15 protein-coding genes are annotated in these 19,604 nt (G+C 44.9%); 5 read left to right on the top strand and 10 right to left on the bottom strand.

The window, feature by feature from the left end; all coding sequences use genetic code 11:
• Positions 1 to 3: 3 nt before the first annotated feature.
• Positions 4 to 1,290 (top strand): DUF445 domain-containing protein, encoded by a 1,287-nt coding sequence (locus tag WA381_RS13280; RefSeq protein WP_156086167.1) that lies wholly within the window; start codon positions 4 to 6, stop codon positions 1,288 to 1,290.
• 133 nt (positions 1,291 to 1,423) lie between these two features.
• Here the strand turns inward: WA381_RS13280 and tmpT are convergent, their stop codons facing one another.
• The 6 genes from tmpT to WA381_RS13250 all read right to left on the bottom strand — a co-directional run bounded on the left by tmpT (position 1,424) and on the right by WA381_RS13250 (position 8,828).
• Positions 1,424 to 2,077, bottom strand: a complete 654-nt coding sequence (tmpT, locus tag WA381_RS13275; RefSeq protein WP_156086168.1) for a thiopurine S-methyltransferase — start codon at positions 2,075 to 2,077, stop codon at positions 1,424 to 1,426.
• A 104-nt stretch (positions 2,078 to 2,181) separates the two neighbouring features.
• Entirely contained in the window at positions 2,182 to 2,538 is a 357-nt protein-coding gene (locus tag WA381_RS13270; protein WP_012517879.1) for an outer membrane protein assembly factor BamE, read from the bottom strand.
• Positions 2,539 to 2,662: 124 nt separating this feature from the next.
• The gene (gene recN / locus WA381_RS13265; protein ID WP_061485355.1) at positions 2,663 to 4,348 is read right to left on the bottom strand and encodes a DNA repair protein RecN; all 1,686 of its coding nucleotides are present in this window, start codon (positions 4,346 to 4,348) and stop codon (positions 2,663 to 2,665) included.
• Positions 4,349 to 4,750: 402 nt separating this feature from the next.
• Positions 4,751 to 5,260, bottom strand: coding sequence for a DNA starvation/stationary phase protection protein Dps (gene dps / locus WA381_RS13260; RefSeq protein ID WP_014976104.1), 510 nt, complete (start codon positions 5,258 to 5,260; stop codon positions 4,751 to 4,753).
• 259 nt (positions 5,261 to 5,519) lie between these two features.
• Positions 5,520 to 6,395, bottom strand: coding sequence for an NAD(+) kinase (gene nadK, locus WA381_RS13255; RefSeq protein ID WP_014948959.1), 876 nt, complete (start codon positions 6,393 to 6,395; stop codon positions 5,520 to 5,522).
• Between the two features lie 90 nt (positions 6,396 to 6,485).
• Positions 6,486 to 8,828 (bottom strand): fatty acid cis/trans isomerase, encoded by a 2,343-nt coding sequence (locus tag WA381_RS13250; RefSeq protein WP_061094673.1) that lies wholly within the window; start codon positions 8,826 to 8,828, stop codon positions 6,486 to 6,488.
• 210 nt (positions 8,829 to 9,038) lie between these two features.
• On the opposite strand from WA381_RS13250, the gene WA381_RS13245 reads away from it, so the two are divergent.
• A complete protein-coding gene (locus WA381_RS13245; protein ID WP_336182968.1) occupies positions 9,039 to 10,226 on the top strand; it encodes an iron-containing alcohol dehydrogenase in 1,188 nt (395 codons plus the stop codon).
• A gap of 70 nt (positions 10,227 to 10,296) precedes the next feature.
• Here WA381_RS13245 and WA381_RS13240 read toward each other — a convergent pair whose 3' ends face one another.
• The 4 genes from WA381_RS13240 to WA381_RS13225 form a co-directional block, all read right to left on the bottom strand.
• A complete protein-coding gene (locus tag WA381_RS13240; protein ID WP_156086169.1) occupies positions 10,297 to 11,064 on the bottom strand; it encodes a 3-hydroxybutyrate dehydrogenase in 768 nt (255 codons plus the stop codon).
• A complete protein-coding gene (locus WA381_RS13235) occupies positions 11,057 to 12,127 on the bottom strand; it encodes an extracellular catalytic domain type 2 short-chain-length polyhydroxyalkanoate depolymerase (RefSeq protein WP_156086170.1) in 1,071 nt (356 codons plus the stop codon). Before WA381_RS13235 ends, WA381_RS13240 begins: the two co-directional genes overlap by 8 nt.
• Complete coding sequence (locus WA381_RS13230; protein ID WP_156086171.1) at positions 12,124 to 13,545, bottom strand: E22 family MetX-like putative esterase; 1,422 nt, start codon at positions 13,543 to 13,545, stop codon at positions 12,124 to 12,126. The genes WA381_RS13235 and WA381_RS13230 overlap by 4 nt, the downstream gene beginning before the upstream one ends.
• A 105-nt stretch (positions 13,546 to 13,650) precedes the next feature.
• Entirely contained in the window at positions 13,651 to 14,946 is a 1,296-nt protein-coding gene (locus tag WA381_RS13225; protein WP_014976110.1) for a GntP family permease, read from the bottom strand.
• Positions 14,947 to 15,209: 263 nt separating this feature from the next.
• Between WA381_RS13225 and WA381_RS13220 the strand changes: the two genes are divergently transcribed.
• The 3 genes from WA381_RS13220 to WA381_RS13210 all read left to right on the top strand — a co-directional run bounded on the left by WA381_RS13220 (position 15,210) and on the right by WA381_RS13210 (position 19,583).
• Positions 15,210 to 17,588: a TonB-dependent receptor gene (locus WA381_RS13220; RefSeq protein ID WP_156086172.1), complete on the top strand. Its 2,379-nt coding sequence runs from the start codon at positions 15,210 to 15,212 to the stop codon at positions 17,586 to 17,588.
• Between the two features lie 243 nt (positions 17,589 to 17,831).
• Complete coding sequence (locus tag WA381_RS13215) at positions 17,832 to 18,500, top strand: response regulator transcription factor (RefSeq protein WP_061485364.1); 669 nt, start codon at positions 17,832 to 17,834, stop codon at positions 18,498 to 18,500.
• Between the two features lie 189 nt (positions 18,501 to 18,689).
• A complete protein-coding gene (locus tag WA381_RS13210) occupies positions 18,690 to 19,583 on the top strand; it encodes an aspartyl protease family protein (RefSeq protein ID WP_156086173.1) in 894 nt (297 codons plus the stop codon).
• Positions 19,584 to 19,604 lie beyond the last annotated feature (21 nt).

The raw sequence follows: 19,604 nt of genomic DNA, 5'->3' as shown, positions 1-19,604 counted from the left end.
TTTATGCAGGACAAGTACACGCAATTGAATAAGGCTAAAAGGCTTGCATTGGCCTGTTTGATTTTTGCCGCAAGTGTATTTGTTTTAACGGTTTTACTTCCCAAGTTTTATCCAAGCTTGCAAGGAGCATGGTGGTTGGGGCTTATTAAGATGGCCAGTGAAGCGGCGCTCATCGGTGGTCTAGCTGACTGGTTTGCAGTGACGGCATTATTTAAGCCAATTCCAGCGAAGTACCCCATTCCGCACACCAATATCGTGGCTAGTAACAAGTCTGTTATTGCTAATAACCTGTCATTGTTCGTTAAGGAAAAGTTCTTTCATCCTGAAGCAATAGAGAAGCTAATTCGGGACAGCGACCCTGCTAAGGGTGCGGGAAGGTGGTTGTCACAAGATAGAAACGCTACCCGTTTAAGTCGCTTTCTATGCGATGCTTTTGCAGGCGTTCTGCGTGTGCTCGATGACAAACCTGTGAAAGCGTTTATCGCTAAAACCGCACAGAAGGGCATTAAACAACTTGATCTTAGGCAATTGATGGCAACCTCGTTAAGCGCCGTCACGAAAGAGCGCCAGCATCAGGTAGTGCTTGATAGGGTGTTAGGGAAATTGGCCTCACTGCTTGCAGAGCCAGAAACCCAAATCTACATAGCAGATACGTTAGTAGTCTGGCTAAAAACCGAATACAGTCGTATTGAAAAGCTATTGCCGTCTAGTTGGCTAAGCGAGCAGGGGGCACTCATAGCTGTTAAAGCGGTTTCAAGTATTTTGGAAGATGTATACGAAGATGAGCATCACCCCATTCGCCATGCATTTGATGAGCAAGTACACGAATTCCTCTACGAACTACAGCACAGCCCGTTAATGGAGAAAAAGGTAAACAGCTATCGGGAAAAAATTGTTAATGACCCAGCGTTAAACGCGTATGTTCAGCAATCATGGGCCAAGTTTCATCAATGGCTCTTAACGTCTCTTGAGCAGCAAAATGGTAAAGCAGAAACAAAGGTGTCGAGCCTTTTAAACGATTTAGGTACTACGTTAACGCAAGACAGTGAGTTAGCAAAAGCATTTAATAAGCACATTGGAGAAGCGGCTAAATATATGGCGCCTGAGTTGGCTGAATTTCTAACCCGTCACATACGCGACACTATCAATAGTTGGGATGAACGTGAAATGGCTGAGCAGGTGGAGTTGAATATTGGTCGCGATCTTCAGAAAGTTCGCATAAACGGCACGATCGTAGGCGGGTTGATAGGTGCAATATTGTTTGGCATAGAGGCACTGCTTGGCCTCTAGCCATTTATTTAAGCAAGTCGCATTAGCAGGTGTGGGTATGAATAGCTTAAGTGTCTCTAGTAATCAGCGCTAAAACGCAAACCATTAAGCAACCATTTCAACGCTTTGTATTGGCAACAAATCTTAAAAAAGTCTACTTCGCCGTTAGTGCAAATACCAAATTATCAGCGTCTACTTTGCCTTTCAAACCGCCTTCAAGCACCGAGCGCTCTAACCTTTGAATGTTGTAGTCCACTGAATAAAGAGCGTCAACGGTTTTTTCGTTTACGCTAAAGGGAGGGCCGGCCATTTCATTCTGGTCATACTCGAAAGAGATGATTAGCTGGGGGGCGCATTGAGTAATGGCCATTAAATGCGCAGCATATTGCTCGCGAAGCGGGCTAGGCAGCGCGACTAAAGCTGCTCTATCGTAAATGCCTGTAACGTCACCTAAGTCGCTTGATGTGAGTTTAAAGATATCACCTACGTAAATGGTTAAACCGTCTTTAGCGTAAATTTTACCGTTGGAAGTAGTGGTAACGGTAGGCTCTACACCTAGCTCTTCAAACAGCTGTATAATAGCCACTTCGCTTAGCTCAGCACCAACCACTTCACAACCCTTGGAGAGTAACCAACCAATATCACAGGTCTTTCCACATAGTGGTACAAAAATGCGCTTTAAAGATGTGCTAGGACTATCGTCGCCAAACAGAAAAGACGCATACTTTACTAAAAGTGCATTCCCTTCAGGTTCGTGAAATCCAATCTCGTTCTTTTGCCATTTACTGTGCCAAAAACTATGTTCCATATAAACCTCAAGTAGGTAAGCGATATATCTCTAAAAAACAGGCGTTTTTATGAAGGGTATTAGAAACAAAAAAGGTAGCGAGAAACGCTACCTTTTACACAAAATTAGTTATCAAGCGGTGTATTGAAGTCTTCAGATAACTCGAAGTCACCTTCAACCGTTGTCACTTTGTTGTCTACAAAGTTAATCACCATTTGCTTTTGAAAATCTTCACCACGCTTTTTCATACCGCGCTTCATATCGTAAACGTAGTACCAAGTGTCATCGTCGAATGAGTCTTGAACAACAGGGTTACCTAGTACATAAATAACCTGTTCTTTTGTCATTCCAACACGCAGCTTTTCCACATCTCTTTGATCAAGGAAGTTTCCTTGAGGAACGTCGATTCGATAAATCCAGTTCGAGCAAGCGGTTGATGTAAGTGTGATACCAAGAATTACTAATAGGTGTTGCAACTTCATGCGTTAATTTGTCCAGTATTGCCTTTGTTAGTGTCAATGAACTTCGCTAAAGCGAATTTCGAGACTGTTTTATTGCAAGCGCGAAGGCATGCTACATTGACAACTATGACCAATCAACTGCATTTTAGTTCGATGCTGCGCTTTTAAGCAGTTCTTTTGCATTCGCTAGCGCCGATTTGGTTACTTTATCACCGGCTAATAGTCTTGCAAGCTCATCGATCCTGTCTTGCTTCGTCAACGCCAACATCTGGGTTTCAGTACTTTCCCCGTCGGTAAGCTTGGTAACAAACAATTGATTATGTGCCTGTGCCGCTACTTGAGGTAGATGGGTAACACACATTACTTGCGATTGTTTACCTAATTTACGTAAAAGCCCGCCAACGATTGATGCTGTTGGGCCGCTAATGCCCGTATCGACTTCATCGAAAATCATAGTAGGGGTAGCGTGATGGCCGCTCGCGATAACCTGAATAGCCAGTCCTATACGAGAAAGTTCACCACCTGATACGACTTTTTCTAATTTGTCTGCATCTTGACCAGGGTTGGTAGACACTTTAAATTCTACGGTATCTAGACCTGTGCTCACCGGCTTCTTAAGTTCGTCGTATTGAATCTGAATATCCACTTTTGCGTGGGGCATATTCATTTGGCGAATTTGCACTTCAATATCTTCGCTTAGCTTACCAGCAGCACGTTGCCTGCTCTCAGAAAGCGCTTTGGTCGCGGTTAAATACGTTGCTCGTGCTTCTTCTACTTCGCCTTCAAGCGTACCTAACAGTGTTTCCTGTTCCGATAAAGCATTGAATTCGGCGGCTAGCTCTTGGTGATGCTGATAAAGTCCCTCTGGCATCACAGTATGTTTACGGGCAAGTTCCATCGCCTTCGCATAGCGCGCCTCAACTTGCTGTAAGCGAAGTGGATCGATCTCTAAGTGATCGCAGTAGCTACGTAGCTCTCCTGCCGCTTCTTCTACTTGAATTGCTGCATCATTAAGCATTGCAATGATTGGCGTTAAACTAGCGTCGTGCGCCTCTAATTCGCCTAAACGTTCAATACTGCTTTGTATAACTGACAGTGCGTTGCCTTCATCGCTTTCATATAAATTGTATACGCTAGTCTGTGCTTGCTCTAAAAGGCTTTGCCCGTTACTCAGGCGTTTGTGCTCTATTTCTAACTCTTCAAATTCACCCTCTTCAATGGCGAATTCATCAAGTTCTTGAACCTGATAAGTTAACAGCTGAATTCTGTCTTCGCGCTGCTGGGCTTGTTCTTGAAGCGCCTTTAACGTGCGCTGCTTATCACGCCAAAGAGAGTAGGTTTCTCTAACCTGCACTAATATGTCGTTGTGCTTAGCGTAACCATCGACTAATTCCCTTTGATGGTCTTCTTTCAGCAACTGTAGGTGAGTATTTTGACCGTGAATGGCCAACAAAAACTGGCCTAAGCGTTTTAACTGCTGAAGTGAAGCGGGAATACCGTTGATAAAAGCTTTTGAACGGCCTTCCTTTGAAATAACTCTGCGAATAAAGCAGCTATTCTCATCTTCATCTGAGGTGAGCTCATGTTCATCGAGGAAGGCTTTAGCTAATACATTGCCGTCTAAAGAAAAGTGAGCAATGATCTCCGCTTTTGCACTACCTTTTCGCACCGCATTTGCGTCGGCGCGCTCGCCTAAGCACAAACTTAAAGCATCAATGGCGATGGATTTACCAGCACCGGTTTCGCCGGTTATAGCAGTCAACCCGTTTTCCAGTTGAACCGATAATTGTTTTACAACAGCAAAATTTGAAATAGAAAGATGCGCTAACATAACCACACTCGAAAAAAGTTGAACATGATGATATATACAGTAACTGATAATATATACAGTATTTTTTCTGTGTAAAGTTAAGTCGTAAATATTTTACTTAAAAATTAAAGTGGATTGTGAAAAGTTTAAATAAATCAATAGTTTATAGAGCTTTTAAAAAGGAGTGGTTATGAGTAACCCATTAATAATAGGCTGCGCTAGATGCGTTCGTTACAGTGGTTATACAGTAGTAAATTAGCTCAATGCTAAGTAGCTGAATAACTCAAAAGCAAGCGGTAAACAATTCCACAACGCAGTAGAGAACCTGATAGCAAAAAGGAGAGCGTAAGCTCTCCTTAAAATTCAATTTCAATTAAATAGCAGGTAGTCCGAATGACTATGTGGTTTACCAGCAATTATACATTATTGCTGAAGTTCACCGCTGCCAGACTCAATGTGCGCGCGCACAAACCACTGGAACTGTTCTAAATCTGCAAGTTGGCCGGTGATCATATCTTCCGATACTGGGTCAATTTCACCTAAAAGCTCTAACGCTTTTCTATGGTCACCATTTACACCGTCATATACGGCATCCAGCGCCTTAAGGTGGTCAAGTACTAAACCTTTACCCAACTCATAATCGTTCCAGCTGCGACCTTCAACAATGGCTTTCGGTGTACCTTTAGGTACGCCACCTAACGTGGCAATTCGCTCTGCAATTGTGTCGGTCATTTCGCGTACCGCATCTACCTGCGGGTCCAACATTTCATGCACACCGATAAAATTTGGTCCTACTACATTCCAATGAATGTGCTTCAACGTTAACTGTAAATCTAATAGTGCAACCAATCGCTGATCCAATACCTTGATTGTTTTGGCAGCTGCATCGTTATCCATTCCAGGGGCTGTAAATTTGATATTGGTGTTACTCATGATATCTCCTATTGAATGCAAATAAGTCAGCGGGATGCGAAACATCATTTAGGCCAAATAACAAAGACCTTGTGCTGACGACTTGTTGTAATAGGTGCAACAGGTATGCCGAAAACTTATATTTCTATAAGTCTTGGTTTTCGTTAAGGAAATTAGAGAAGATTAAAAAATCTTTATTTTTCAAGCCTGTAGCAATCAAGAAAATGCTACAGGCTTATGTAATAAATGCACATGGAATCAACTAAATGGAGCAGGGAGGTTAGTAAAGCTTACTACCCCAACCTAACTTTTTACGAAGTACATTGAAGTAGCTGTAGCCCTTAGGGTGAACAAGATGGAGTTTGTCTACGCTTTTGTTTATTCGAATTTCATCGCCAGGTAGCACCGGCAGGACAATATGGCTATCGCAACTCACTTGTAGCGAGTCACTATTAACCTTTGATACTTTCATCGATACCTGACTGTCAGCATCAACAACGATTGGACGGCTGCTCAGTGTGTGAGGAAACATGGGTACCAACGTAAGTGCATCTAGTTTGGGCATAATAATAGGGCCGCCCGCTGATAAAGAGTAAGCCGTTGAACCTGTAGGTGTGGCTACTATTAATCCGTCGCTGCGCTGACTGAATACAAATTGCTCATCGATGTAAATTTCAAATTCCATCATATGGGCAACTTTTCCGTGGTGAAGTACCACTTCGTTTACAGCAGAGTTGTTACTTTTAAGCTTTTCGTGTCGATAAACTTCTACTTCAAGTAAGAAGCGCTCTTCTACTACGCATTCACCGTTAAAGATAAGGTCAAGTTGTTGAACAATATCATCGGGGTGGATATCAGTTAAAAAACCGAGATTTCCGCGGTTCACACCGACAACGTGAATGTCAAAGCGAGCGAGCACACGTGCTGCACCAAGCATGCTGCCGTCACCGCCTACCACAACGGCAAGGTCAGCCTCTTTGCCAATAGTGACAAGGTTACAGCTTTTGAAGTTTTCGGTTTCAAGCTCTTCAGCAATACTTTCCTCAACCAATAATTTACAGCCTTTTGCCAATAAATATTCGGCAAGAATGTTCAGGCTGTCGTGGGTTGCAGCGTGCTGAGGTTTTCCAATTAAAGCAACGGTTTGATAGGGCATGGAATGCTAATGTCCTTTCATTTCCAATGGTTGGACATTAGCACAGGTTTTTTGCAAAAGAAAAGCGTTAAACGGCACACAGCGCAAGGTTTAGCGATCTTCTAGCCGATTATAGTCGAGAAGACCGCCTTCAATAGGATAGCGCTCGCTAGACCATTGCATTAATTTATCACTAAACGCCCAAAAGTTAGGGTTGGTTCGGCGCATGCCAACATCGTCGAGCAAGGCTTTGTAATCGGCTTCGCTTTTAATGGATTTAAGCTTCTCAATCGAAGACGTTATTTCTGAGGCATTGATATACCAGAATGCGTCAGGGTAACTGCCCAACAAACCATGAACTAGCGTGATTGAATCTTTAGAAGGCTCCCGGTTTTCCTCTTCTTCAAATAGGCTATTTACATTGTAATGCGCGCTATTTCTAAGGGCAGTGAACACATCAATGTTGTCTGGGTTCTTGTCGTCTTGAATTACAATCATGGTAGTTTCAGGCATCAACGTCGCTTGTTGAGCAGGAAGCGAATCTAAGCGCTTTAATGCTTCGAACTGTTCAGCTGATAGCAAATGTTTATTGTAGGTTGAGGCGTTCGGTTGAACCTTAGCCAAGTATTGCGATAACAATTGATAAAGTTCTTGTTGAGGATTATCTGTTTCGAACGCTATGCCAGAAGGTTGTTCGAAACTGTTGATATCACCTTCCAAATAATCGGTAAGTTCAGGGCTCGCGTTTTGATACCAATCGTCAAGAAGGTCATGGCGGGTAGTTGGAGGAAGTAGATTAAGGAAGTTCGATTCACCTTCCATGCGCAAGAAATCCATGTACAAACGGGTCAATAACTGATGGCCATAATTGCCGTAAACATCAAAGCCAGCCACAAGCAAATAGTGAATGCGCTCTAACAAGGCATAGTCAATCACCCATGCTGTTTTAGTGGGCTGGCCAACCATCCCTTTAACAACTGTGGCATTATCGAAATGACGAAATACGGTTAAGCTGGCATTAGTATTATCGCCGTCGCCATCCCATATACTCGACACACTCAAATGCTCTTCATTTTTGAATTCATTGTTCAAAAAGGTGGTTCTTGCACGCATATATTCGCCTTGGCGCTTTGCGTATTTAACCCAGTTTACCGCAAGGGCTGAGCTATCTTTTTCAGCGGGAAGGTGAAGGTTTTCTTTTTGAGAAGCGTAAAAAGCATTCACTTTTTCAGAGGCTGCAATGTCTGGGGCGACAAAGAACACCCAGAATCGGTCGTTAATGACGTTAAGCGCGACTTGTCCTCTGCACACGGGACCTTTGATATAACCCATAATGGTGTTTTGCGCGCGCTCAAGCATAAATCGATAACGACTTTCTACTGGCAATAAGGTAAAGGCCGTTAATGGATTGGCCGCCACTTGGGGTTTGTATGATGGCAATGTTTCTACAGAAAATTCTGCGTCGACAAACCACGATTGCCATTTGTCCATCAGTATTTTATTTATGGCGTACGCTTGATGTGTTTTACTCACAATAGTTGAATGCACTGGCTGTAGACGATAGTAAACACGCTCGACCTCCGGATCGTCGAAGGGCCTGCGGGTTGCAATGATATCTAACGTTTGTCCAGGTGGAGTGCGTGAGCGCACCAAATTAAAAAACTGAGGGGTTTTATCTTTTTCTGAGATATCTTCAAAATAGAGATGCGACGTAAACAAGTGCTCGTAGATGTAACGGGCAGAAAGCTGCATCTCATTGCTATCACCATTAAGCCATGCCTCCAATTCAGATACTTTCTCGTTAATCTCTTTTGCAAGCGTTTTGGGCGAAGATAACGGCGCACCATGGTTTAACCACTGAATGAGTGTAGAGTGCTCTGCATCCGACAGGGCTGGCAGTGCGTAGGGCATGCCTCCCAGGGGCTGGCCTGCTATGTACCCGCCCATTTCATCTATTGTTGGGCATTGGTTTTGTCGATTTAAGCTTATATCGAAATTGTCACCTAAATGAGCGGTGTTGGGCAAAGGGTGCTGTTTTTTTAGCAAAAGCATTTGCGCTAGCACCGAAGATTGGGTCGGCGAAGCGTTAGGTTTTTCTTTCGATTCGAGCACGTCGAAAAAGCCACGCTCTCGCCATGCGTCTACGTTGTGGGCGTCGAGAAACATTCTATTGGGTTGGGCAGCGGTGAGTCGTGTCCCTTCATAGACTTTTTCTTTGTTAGCACCTCTGGCTATACCCTCTGGAGATGACATCTTTAGTTGGCATGGCGCATCGTAACAGGCGTGGCAGACAACACAGCGCTGCGTTAGTACTGGGTTTACTTGTGTGTCAAAGAAATTGTCGGGCAAATTCTCCATGGCGGGCATGACGTTGTTTGATGAAAGTAAAGGAGCGTCAGGTTTCGGCCATTGCCATATCGCTATAGCGATAATTGCTATAAGCAACGAAATCATACCGAGTTTCTTCATAATCGTAGTCCACAGAAAAGTTCTAATCAGTTTATCACTCATTTCACGTACGGTGATGTTAATAATTAACCATTAACTCTTGGCAATGGAAACAACCACGTATTTGTATGTATTTGGAGGAAAGCTGGAGAGGTAGTGGGGCGGTAACATTATTTTTACATTGTCATTGCTTTGGGCGTTGTACTAGGTATGCTGATGAAAATAATTCGCAGCGAGGGAAACATGTCTCATCAAATTATTCTGCCAAGAGTGATGCACATAGGGAAAGGGGCGAGTCAGCGGGTTGCTGAAACGCTAAAAGGACTCAACTGCCATAAACCTTTACTGGTTACCGATAAGGTAATGGTTGAGTTGGGATATAGTGCTGCCATAGTACAGGTGCTGGAAGAGGCAGGAATAAGCGCCGATGTATTTTCAGATACGGTGCCAGAGCCCACGGTGAGGTCTATTTATCGCGGTGTGGATGCGTTCAAAACCCACGCTTATGACAGCATCATTGCTTTAGGTGGTGGAAGCCCCATCGATAGCGCAAAAGCCATCGCTATTTTGGGTAAGTACGGCGGCGAAATGCGAGACTACAAATTCCCGCGGGTTGTAGATGAAGCGGGACTGCCGATCATTGCTATTCCCACAACAGCGGGAACGGGCTCAGAAGCAACGCGATTTACCATTATCACCGACGAAGATACCACAGAAAAAATGCTGTGTGTTGGTTTAGGGTTTATGCCAACGGCAGCCTTGGTCGATTATTCATTAACGCAAAGTTTGCCTGCCCGCGTGACAGCCGATACAGGCATTGATGCGCTTACTCACGCTATTGAAGCGTTTGTTAGCCGCAAAGCCAATCTTTACAGTGATGCACAGGCGTTATCAGCCATGGCGTTAATTGCGCCTAATCTACGCACTGTATTTGCAGACCCAACAAATGAAACGGCGAGAGAATCAATGATGCTGGGCTCAACGCTCGCGGGCATTGCTTTTTCAAACGCCTCAGTGGCCCTTGTTCACGGAATGAGCCGGCCTATCGGTGCAGCGTTCCATGTGCCTCACGGATTGTCGAATGCCATGTTGTTGCCCGCGGTTACCGCCTTTTCTATTCCAAGTGCATCAGTGCGTTATGCACAATGTGCTCGCGCCATGGGTGTTGCTACGCAAAGTGACTCTGATGAGGTGGCGAATCAAAAGCTTATCAACGAACTAAAAGCGCTCAATGCAGATTTGCAGGTGCCTACGCCTGCCGATTTCGGTATTGATAAAGAGGCATTTTTTGCAGAGACGTCAACAATGGCAGAACAAGCTCTGGCATCAGGTTCTCCCGGTAATAATCCACGTGTACCTACCATTGAAGAAATGGTTGCCATTTATGTATCTCTTTGGGAATAACGCTTTTGCGAAAACATTAAACGAAAAAAGAAATATTGTGTAAAAAGCTAAGCGTTAAAAAGCTTGCGGGTTACCGTGCCGTCCAGCCCCCATCAAGTACCATAGTTTGCCCTGTTATATTGCGGGCACTGGGTGACATTAAGAAGCTTGCGGTATCGGCAAGTTCTTCAACGCTAACAAATTGCTTTTTAGGCATGGGCTCTAGCATTATTTTTGTTATTACCTCTTCCTCGGTAAGGTTATTTTCTTTTGCCTGTGCTGCAATTTGTTTCTCCACCAATGGTGTTTTCACATAGGCGGGGCAAAGGGTATTGATAGTTACATCGCAATCCCCGGTTTCAAGCGCGATAGTTTTGGCGAACCCTAACAGCCCATGCTTCGCCGCTACATAAGCAGACTTATAGGGCGAGGCTACCAACGAGTGAATAGATCCTACATTGATAATGCGCCCGTAATTTTGCTTACGCATGGCAGGTGAAAACGCTTGGGTTAACAGAGCAGGGCCAACAAGCATGATATTTATAAGCTGCTGCCACTTATCTGCAGGAAAGTCCTCGATGCGTGAAACGTGCTGAATACCGGCATTGTTTATAAGCACATCAACGGTATGTTTCCCTAGTACCTCAGGTAGCGCTGCGACTTGTTCTGCATTGCATACGTCTACCGCTACTGCGCTGGCCGATCCGTCTAAATGCGCAAGTCGAGTCACAGCCTCTTTTGCTGCCTGTTCGTTTATGTCGGCGATGATCACATGGTGCCCTTGTTTCATCATTGACTCAGCAATGCCAAAGCCAATGCCGCTTGCTCCACCCGTGATAAATATTGTGCGCTTAGTCATTGTTACTTCCGTTGGATTTATTTAGTGAAGGTGCACTATTTAATGAAAACAGCAGCTGTTTTACTGCGTTTATTTGTGCGCCGTTCCTGTTGGCGTAATTGCCAGAGGCATAGCCCCACCAATCCCAACAGCCTTGTGGATTTAACGGCATGAATAACGACTTCTTAGTTTGCGGATAAAGCACAACAATATGGTTGTCATCAGCCCATTCATTCAGCCCTGTTTGGGTAGTGTAGGCATCACCTACGGCATCGGCATACTGGTTACAGCCGTGGAAACTAATATGGGCTCTGCATGGCTCGCCTTGTGCACAGCTTTCAGGCACATACACAAAGCCTTCACTTGCTAATGTTTTGGCATCGCTACCGGCTATTTTTTGCTGATCAATTGAATGAATTTGCCCTGACAGTGACTCGTCGGGTGTCGAAACATCTTCAACAAGATGAGAGAGCATGGCACCTGCTGCATCGTAATCGCAGTTTCCAATGAAGGGGCTCTCTGATTTCATGCAGTTAACCCCATTGTTTTTGGTGGGAAAAAGGTGAGCCATCGGTTTGTCATTGATATAGGCAATATTTTGTGTGTCTGTCCACAATTTGTATTGCTCAAATAATAAATCGCTCACTGGTGCAATCACTCTGGTGTCTTGCGTACCGTGAAAAAGCCAGACTTTTGCGTCTTTCATACTGGAAAGCGACGCAATTTTTCCTTCAGTTTCATACTGTTTGGCTTTTTCATTCAGCGCTTCAAGGTTAATTTCTCCCTCTACCTTGTTCACGCACTGTGCCAGGGCAGTGGTTATATCACCTTGTGCACAGAAATACGGGCCGCCAGCAATAACGCCAACGCCTTTTACCCAGTCGCTGTGTGCTAACTGAAATTGTGTTGCCATGTAACCGCCTGAGGATAAGCCAGATACGGTAACGTTCTTTAAATCAAGAGTGAGTGACGGAAGCGCGTCTTGCGCAGATGACTCGTTACCGAATACCGGTACACTAACGGCAAGTGCGCTTAATACAGACAGACAAAGCGCGTGGCGTAAAAAGGGGGTAGATTTCATCATTGCATTGCTGCCTTATCATTTTCTAAAAATTGGCGAATAGCCTGAGCCTGAGCGGATACATTCGTCACGCCTTCCAAATGACCTAATTTGCCATTTAGCGTAACCAATGTGCTGTCGTTATTCATTGAAGTTAAACCTTGGTGTGCACTTTGCGATAAGTAGGGCATAAGAAGCAAATCAGTTTGAGCTGGAATAAACAGCGTTTTCGCCTTTATCGACGCCAGCCCTTGCTCAAGATTACCTTGATGCCCAGCAACGAAGAGCTGGCAAGCTCGAACCAAATATAAAAGGTGGTTTGCGTCCATAGATTTTGCCCGGGTCTTCGCTCGCTCACGTAGCCAGTTCACAATACTGTGTGATTGACGTATGTCATTAAGCGGCGCCGACTCAACATTTTTATACCCTAACGTGTTGCCGGTTTGGTTGAAAAAAGAAGGGGTAAGGGCATTTTGCGTAATTAACATGAGCGAGGCAGCTAAGCCATTAAGGGGGGCTTGCTCTTTGGAATAAGCGCCGTTGTTCCAGTTTTTATCTAGAGTGATTGGCGTTGCCCAGTGTTCCAATGCCGCGGTAGTCCATGCATCACTTTGACCTGCGCCGATAACTGAAATCATACGTTCAACCCAGTCTGGGTAAGCGCTCGCCCAATCGATAGCTTGCATAGAGCCCATAGAAGGCCCAATAACCGCATACAGTTTGCTAATACCTAAACTTTCGAGAAGTGCTTTTTGAACATTGACAAAGTCACGTATTGTCACGACGGGAAAGTCTAAGCCATAGGGTTTGCCTGTATCTGGATTTATTGACGTAGGACCGGTTGTAATAACGTGCGGGTCGTAAGCATTTAGATTGGCCAGCGTATCAACGCTTATTACATAAAAGCGGTCTGTATCAATCGCCTTGCCGGGGCCGATAATACTATCCCAGTAGCCTGGCGCTGGATCGTTTTCATCGTACTTTCCAGCGGCATGAGAAGATCCAGAAAAATAGTGGGTAATCAGTATAACGTTACTCTTAGCATCATTTAGTGTTCCGTACGCCTCCCAGCCAACTTTTACGTTTTTAATTTGTTTACCACCAAAGGTTGTGAAATGAGGCATTTCAAAAACGCGTTTTTCTACCATCAGCGAAGCGCTTGGCAAGGAAGAAACGAGCTCAGAAGTAGGTGCTTTTGAAGAACTGAGCGATGGCGATGTATCGTCGGGTTCGCCAGCAATGCCCTGGCAATGTACCGTCAACATTAGTGTGGCAAATAATCCCACCAAGGAGCGCTGCTTTTTAACTAAATACACCTCAACCAAATTTGCTAATGCTAAGTGTTTCTGCACTCGTTGTGAGCTGAGCTGTTTCAATAGCTTATTGATGCCTTTGCTCTTACTCCACACTAGCGTGGAAGCAAGCGTCTTTTTCCAATTCATACTTTCTTATCCCTTTCTCTGGCCGCATTTTTTAGATGGCAATGTTTTGCTAGAGTGACTTATATATCGTGCGGCCTTAGGCCATATCGTTGGCTTTGACTAATGCTACATAATGCTAAACAGGCCAATGGCCATGGCAAGGCCAATAACTGGCACCACAACTGTTAGCGCACCAACCGCCCAGTAGGCAGCCTGATGGGTTTCGTTACAAATGGCGCGTATGGTAGTAACCACATAGCCATTGTGAGGTAACGAATCTAATGCGCCTGATGATATAGACACAATTCTATGTAGCTGTTCTGGCTCTACGCCTTGGTCAAGGTAATGCGGAGCCACCAAGGGTAAGGCAATGGCTTGTCCGCCAGATGCACTTCCTGTTAATCCTGCAATCACGCTTACGGCAATGGCGGCACCAATAAGCTCGTTACCAGGAATTTGGGTCATAAGCGCTACTGTTGTTTGAAACGCTTCGGTGTTTTTTGCTATAGAGCCAAAACCTACAACAGCTGCGGTGTTACCTATGGCGATCAATGCGCCGGTGGTACCCGCATTTATGGCAACCGGTAAACTGTGAAAATGTTTGTAGTTAATCGCCAGCAAACACAGTACGCCGCCGCCTAACGCCAGAATAAGCGCAAGCTGAGCGAGTTCTTCATGGAATAGAAACGAAATGACTAACACCACGACTAACGGCACAATTCCGGTAAGCGGGTGGGGTAGCGCTCTGTCTCGCACTTCAGGGTCGCTTGCTCTGGCTTCAAACACCTCGCCGTTATTAACGGCTTTTCTGATCATCTTAGCAAGCCACCAGTAACCGAAGCATGCCATGAATATGGCGACGACAAGGCTAACTTCCCACGCGGCAAAAGGGGAGGTACCCAAATACTTTATAGGGATCCAGTTTTGGATTTCTGGCGAGCCCGCGGAGGTCATCGTAAATGTTACCGACCCGAATGCCATGGCAGCAGGTATGAAGCGACGGGGTAGGTTGGCATCTTTAAACAAACTCACCGCCATAGGGTAAACAGAAAACGCTACCACAAACACGCTTACACCACCGTAGGTCAAAATAGCGCAAGCTAGCACAACAGCTAATACGGCACGCTTGTAACCAATTTTGGTGATAATCCAGCGAGAAACAGCATCTGCTGCTCCTGTGTCTTCCATGAATTTACCGAATAACGCACCAAGTAAAAACATGAAAAACCAAGAGGCGATAAAGCCAGAGAAACCACTCATATAGGTTTGAACGAAGTTTACGTCGCCGGTGAAGACGCCGATATTATTGGTAATGGCAACTACAAGCGCACACAAAGGTGCAGCAATAAAGAGGTTCATTCCGCGTATTGTCAAAACAATAAGCAACAACAGACCGCCTACTAAGCCAATCATACTTAACATAGTTATTATTCCTTAAAAAATCTGTGACCGCAGATGATCCGAAACAGTTAAGTCGATTTAAGATTTGCTTACACTCAAAACCACAAAGTGTATACAAATCAGATAAAAAGCGTTCATAACAGACATAAAGTTTGACGTTACTTTTATCAAAATCCCATAGTACGATGGTACTACATACTATTAACAATTAATTAACTAAAGTGATTTTGACCGTAGGCAATACATCCGGCAGTGACCAGAACTTAGAACAACAAGGACTCACTATGTCTCAATCAATACACACAAATGGCTTGGTTTTACCCTACCAATCACATTCAGCCTCTGTTAGCACAGTAGAACGCAAAAGCGATTCAGTTAAGCACCCCATGCACAGCCTTTGTGCCCTAGCGGTGGCTAGCGTTTTAAGCACAGCGCCAGTATTCGCTCAGGATAGTCAAGCTGATGCCGATGCCGAAGCGCAAAAAGGAAAATTAGAACGCATTGAGGTGACAGCGCGAAAAACTGTAGAGTCGCTACAGGAAACGCCGGTAGCTATCACGTCTATTGGTGCGGTTGAACTTGGCGAAAAAGGGATTAGCGTGCTGACTGAAGTGCAGCAGTTTTCGCCCAACACTACGCTACAAACTAGTCGCGGTACCAATTCCACCCTGACGGCATTTATTCGCGGATTGGGTCAGCAAGACCCGCTTTGGGGCTATGAACCAGGCGTGGGTATTTATGTTGACGATGTTTATATTGCTCGCCCACAAGGGGCCGTACTTGATTTGTTAGACGTACAGCGTATTGAGGTATTACGTGGCCCGCAGGGGACGCTTTACGGAAAGAATACCATTGGTGGCGCGGTTAAATACGTTACGAAGGAAATGACCGGCGATACGCAGATGAACGTTGAAGCTACGGTAGGTAGTTACAGTCAGCGGGATATCAAAGTGACAGGTCAAATACCGTTGATTGAAGACACGGTGTATCTAGGCGTGGGTTATGCCAACTTAAACCGCGACGGCTTCGGTGAATATCTGGTAAGCGCGTTGCCCAATCAAGATAAAGAGAACTATAACAAAGATCTCTGGGCAGCCCGTGTAACGCTAGAAGTTCACCCGAGTGAAGATTTGTTTTTCCGTATTGGGTGGGATAAGACCGAAGACACATCAAATGCGAAAGGCGGCTACCGTTTAATCCCAAGTATATTAACTGATGCGCCCGTGCCTGATTCGGTTTTCGATTCGTACACCAGCTTACCTACATGGAATAAAGTCGAGTTAGAAGGCTATAACTGGCTGGCACGATACAGAGTGAATGATGATTTAGAGCTTAAATATATAGGTTCGCATAGAGAGAGCTATTCACCTACCAACATTGATTTTGACAATACGCCTCTGCCTATTTTTGATGTACCGGCAGAGTATGACGACAGTAATGATACTCACGAGATTCAAGCGAATTATACCGGGAACGCGTTTAGCTTAGTGTCAGGGCTCTATTTTTACGATGGTGAGAGTTGCGGTAATTTTGATGCCATTTTAGGTGTGTTAGGTCAATCGCTTGGTGCCTCAGGGTTAACGCGGGAAGTGACGGGTTGTAATAACTCAGAAAGCTGGGCTGCCTATGCGCAGATGAACTATGACGTAACCGATAAACTATCGCTTTCGCTTGGTGCCCGATACACCGATGAAGAAAAGACCGCGTTTGTAAATAACGGTCTGGTATTCGCCAATGTTTATCCTTATACCGGCTGGATTGATGGGTACGTGCGTCCCGACGGACAATTAGTACCTCAAGTACTTGGGACAGACACCGATGGCGATGAAGTGTTAGACGCGCCAGCGGTAGAAAGTTGGTCGCGCTTTACCCCGCGAGTGGGCGTGGAGTATCAAATGGACCGCGATACCATGTTCTTCGCGAGCTATTCACAAGGCTTCAAATCGGGCACGTTTAACCCTCGTGCTCAGACTAACGAGCCTGGTGTTGAACCAGAAGTCGTTGACAGCTTCGAAGTGGGTGTGAAGAGTGACTTAACCGACGCACTTCGTATGAATATCACATTGTTCTCTTACGACCACAAAGATCGTCAGTATATTGGTGTAGAAGGAGATTTGTCTGATCCAACAGCCCTTGACCAGCGACTGCGCAATGCTGCAGAAACGGCTGCAAAAGGCGCCGAGTTGGAGATGACGTGGGTAGCCACGGATAACCTTCAGTTTGACGTTGCTTATGGTTATATTGACTTTGAGATTAAGAAAAACAATGCAATCCCTCCGTTGATTGGTCTAGCAAGTACGCCAGAGAATACCTTTAATCTTAATGCCAACTATCTACTAGAAACGAGTTTTGGGGATATTACTTTCAACGCCAACTACTACTATCGCGATGATTATCTTATCTTTGAAACCAGCGATCTTATTCAACAAGATGCCTATGGTATGGTGAACTTAAGCGCGCGCTGGGAAAGCGTTGAAGGCGACTGGTATGCTGGACTACACGTCAAAAACCTGACCGATGAAGAGTATTTGGTTGGTGGTTATGACTTTGTCACGCAAGACGATGAAGGTAACTTTGGTCCGGGCCTAGGTGGCGATACGACACTTATCGGTTATTACGGTGACCCACGTACAGTTCACCTTACGGTAGGTTATCGATTCTAAAAGGTATGTTCTGAAGAAGACCAGCAACACGTTTCACGCCTAGGCCATTGCGCTTAGGCGTGCTCACGTTTGCTCGACCTCTTTCTTTTGGGTTGGCCGGCGGATATGTCCAGCAGTGAAGGGCGTGGTGCGGACCCTTACCCAATTACAGATACGCAATTACAGATACGCCAATAAGATTAACCTTTTTTTATCGGCGTGGTAGTATGTTGATTAACAAGGTAGTTACAAGTTGATAGCATTATGTCTGTGAAAATCTTGATTGCTGACGATCACCCTCTGTTCAGGGCTGCGATGTGCCATGCGTTAGCTAGTGTGGAGCATATCGAACTTGTAGAAACCTCCACGTTCCCCGATACGCTCACTAGTCTTGAAGAAAATGACGACATCGATCTGCTTTTCTTAGATCTCACTATGCCAGGCAATGAAGGGTTAAATGGCCTTGCTGAGGTACATGCTCTCTATCCTGATGTACTTGTTGTCGTTATTACCGCACAAGAAGAGCCTGATGTTATGGCAAAATCGTTTGCGTTAGGCGCAAGCGGCTTTATACCCAAATCAGCTTCGGTCGATTGCATTATTGACGCGGTAAATACGGTGTTAGACGGTGAAACTTGGATCCCGCCTTCAGTTCATAATGCATCAGCTACGATGCCAAATGCCTCTGCATCGAATGTGAATGGCCACTCTGGCCAAGATGATTTCACAAATCGATTAAAGCAACTTACCCCTCACCAACTTAAAGTGTTGCGAATGGTATCAGACGGCTTGCTTAACAAGCAGATTGCTTATGAACTGGCCATTTCTGAGTCCACCGTTAAACAGCATGTATCTGCAGTATTGAGAAAGCTTGGTGTTATTAACAGAACCAAGGCCGGTATCGCGTTCAAAAATGCAATGCATTTAAGCTAAACGGAAAGCGATAGACGTCTTCAAGACTATGATCATATTGATATCGTTTAAGCACTAACATGTATTAGATGCTTTCCACTAGATTAGGGATTTTCGCACGTACGATTCATCGTGCTAATTCGCTCTCAATCAGCTCATGTGCTAGCGTAAGATTTCAAAGGATTAGTTTACGGGCGTAAAAGGATATTTATGACGCGATTTATTTTACTTTCCCTTCTTTTTTGTCCTTTCAATGCGTTTAGTGCCGTTACAGCATGGACAGATTTCACCCTAGACAACGGTCACGTTTTTTTGCCTGTTACCATAGAAGGCATCGAATCTCGGGTCATGCTGGATTCAGGAGCACAAATAAACAGTATCAATCGCGCGTTTATCGGGAAGCATGATTTAGACCTTGATAAAGGGCGCCCCGTGACCGTTAAAGGGGTGTACGACGTTGAAAGGCGTAACGCTTACAACAATGTAAACGTTGAAATATTTGGTAGTGATTTCGAGCTGGATTCCCTTGTCGAATCCAGCTTAGGTCATCACTCTAATGGTATGTTACTGGGGGCAGGTTTTTTCAATAACTTCATCGTTCAATTGGACTATCCCCACAGAAAAATTCGTTTGGTAACGCGTGATTCGATAGATATGGGGGAGGTGGCAAATGTTCGAGCCAACTCTCAACAGGGTAGTGGAATGCCTATCGCGCAAGTAGAAATTAACGGTGTTGCTTTGTGGCTATTAGTCGATACTGGTAACGCCGGTACAATTTTGATTAACCGTCGAGCGGCGTCCAAGGTTGGGTTGCTTGAAAAAGTGGAAGGCGCAAGCACGTCATTTGGTGCCAATAGTTCTGGGGTCAATGAGTTCGCTACGTCAGATGTCGTGAAGTTTGGTCCATTCGAGATTAGTGACGTTAAGGTTAGCTTTCCTGCTGAGGGGCAAAAGACAAACTTAGAAAGTCAGTATGAAAGAACGGGTAGCCGGATAGGTGGAAAGCGGGTAGTTGGCTTAATAGGCTATGATTTGTTGAAAGACTTCGTTGTAACACTTGATTATCGTTACGGGAAACTTCACATCGCGTTACCGCAAAAGTAAAAAGTATCTTGATGCAAACCA

It is taken from the genome of Alteromonas sp. CH_MED4-4 (genome assembly GCF_037029575.1).
GTDB classification, from domain to species: Bacteria; Pseudomonadota; Gammaproteobacteria; order Enterobacterales; family Alteromonadaceae; genus Alteromonas; species Alteromonas macleodii.
Note: the sequence above shows the minus strand (reverse complement) of the source record. Positions and strands in the feature narration are given on the sequence as shown.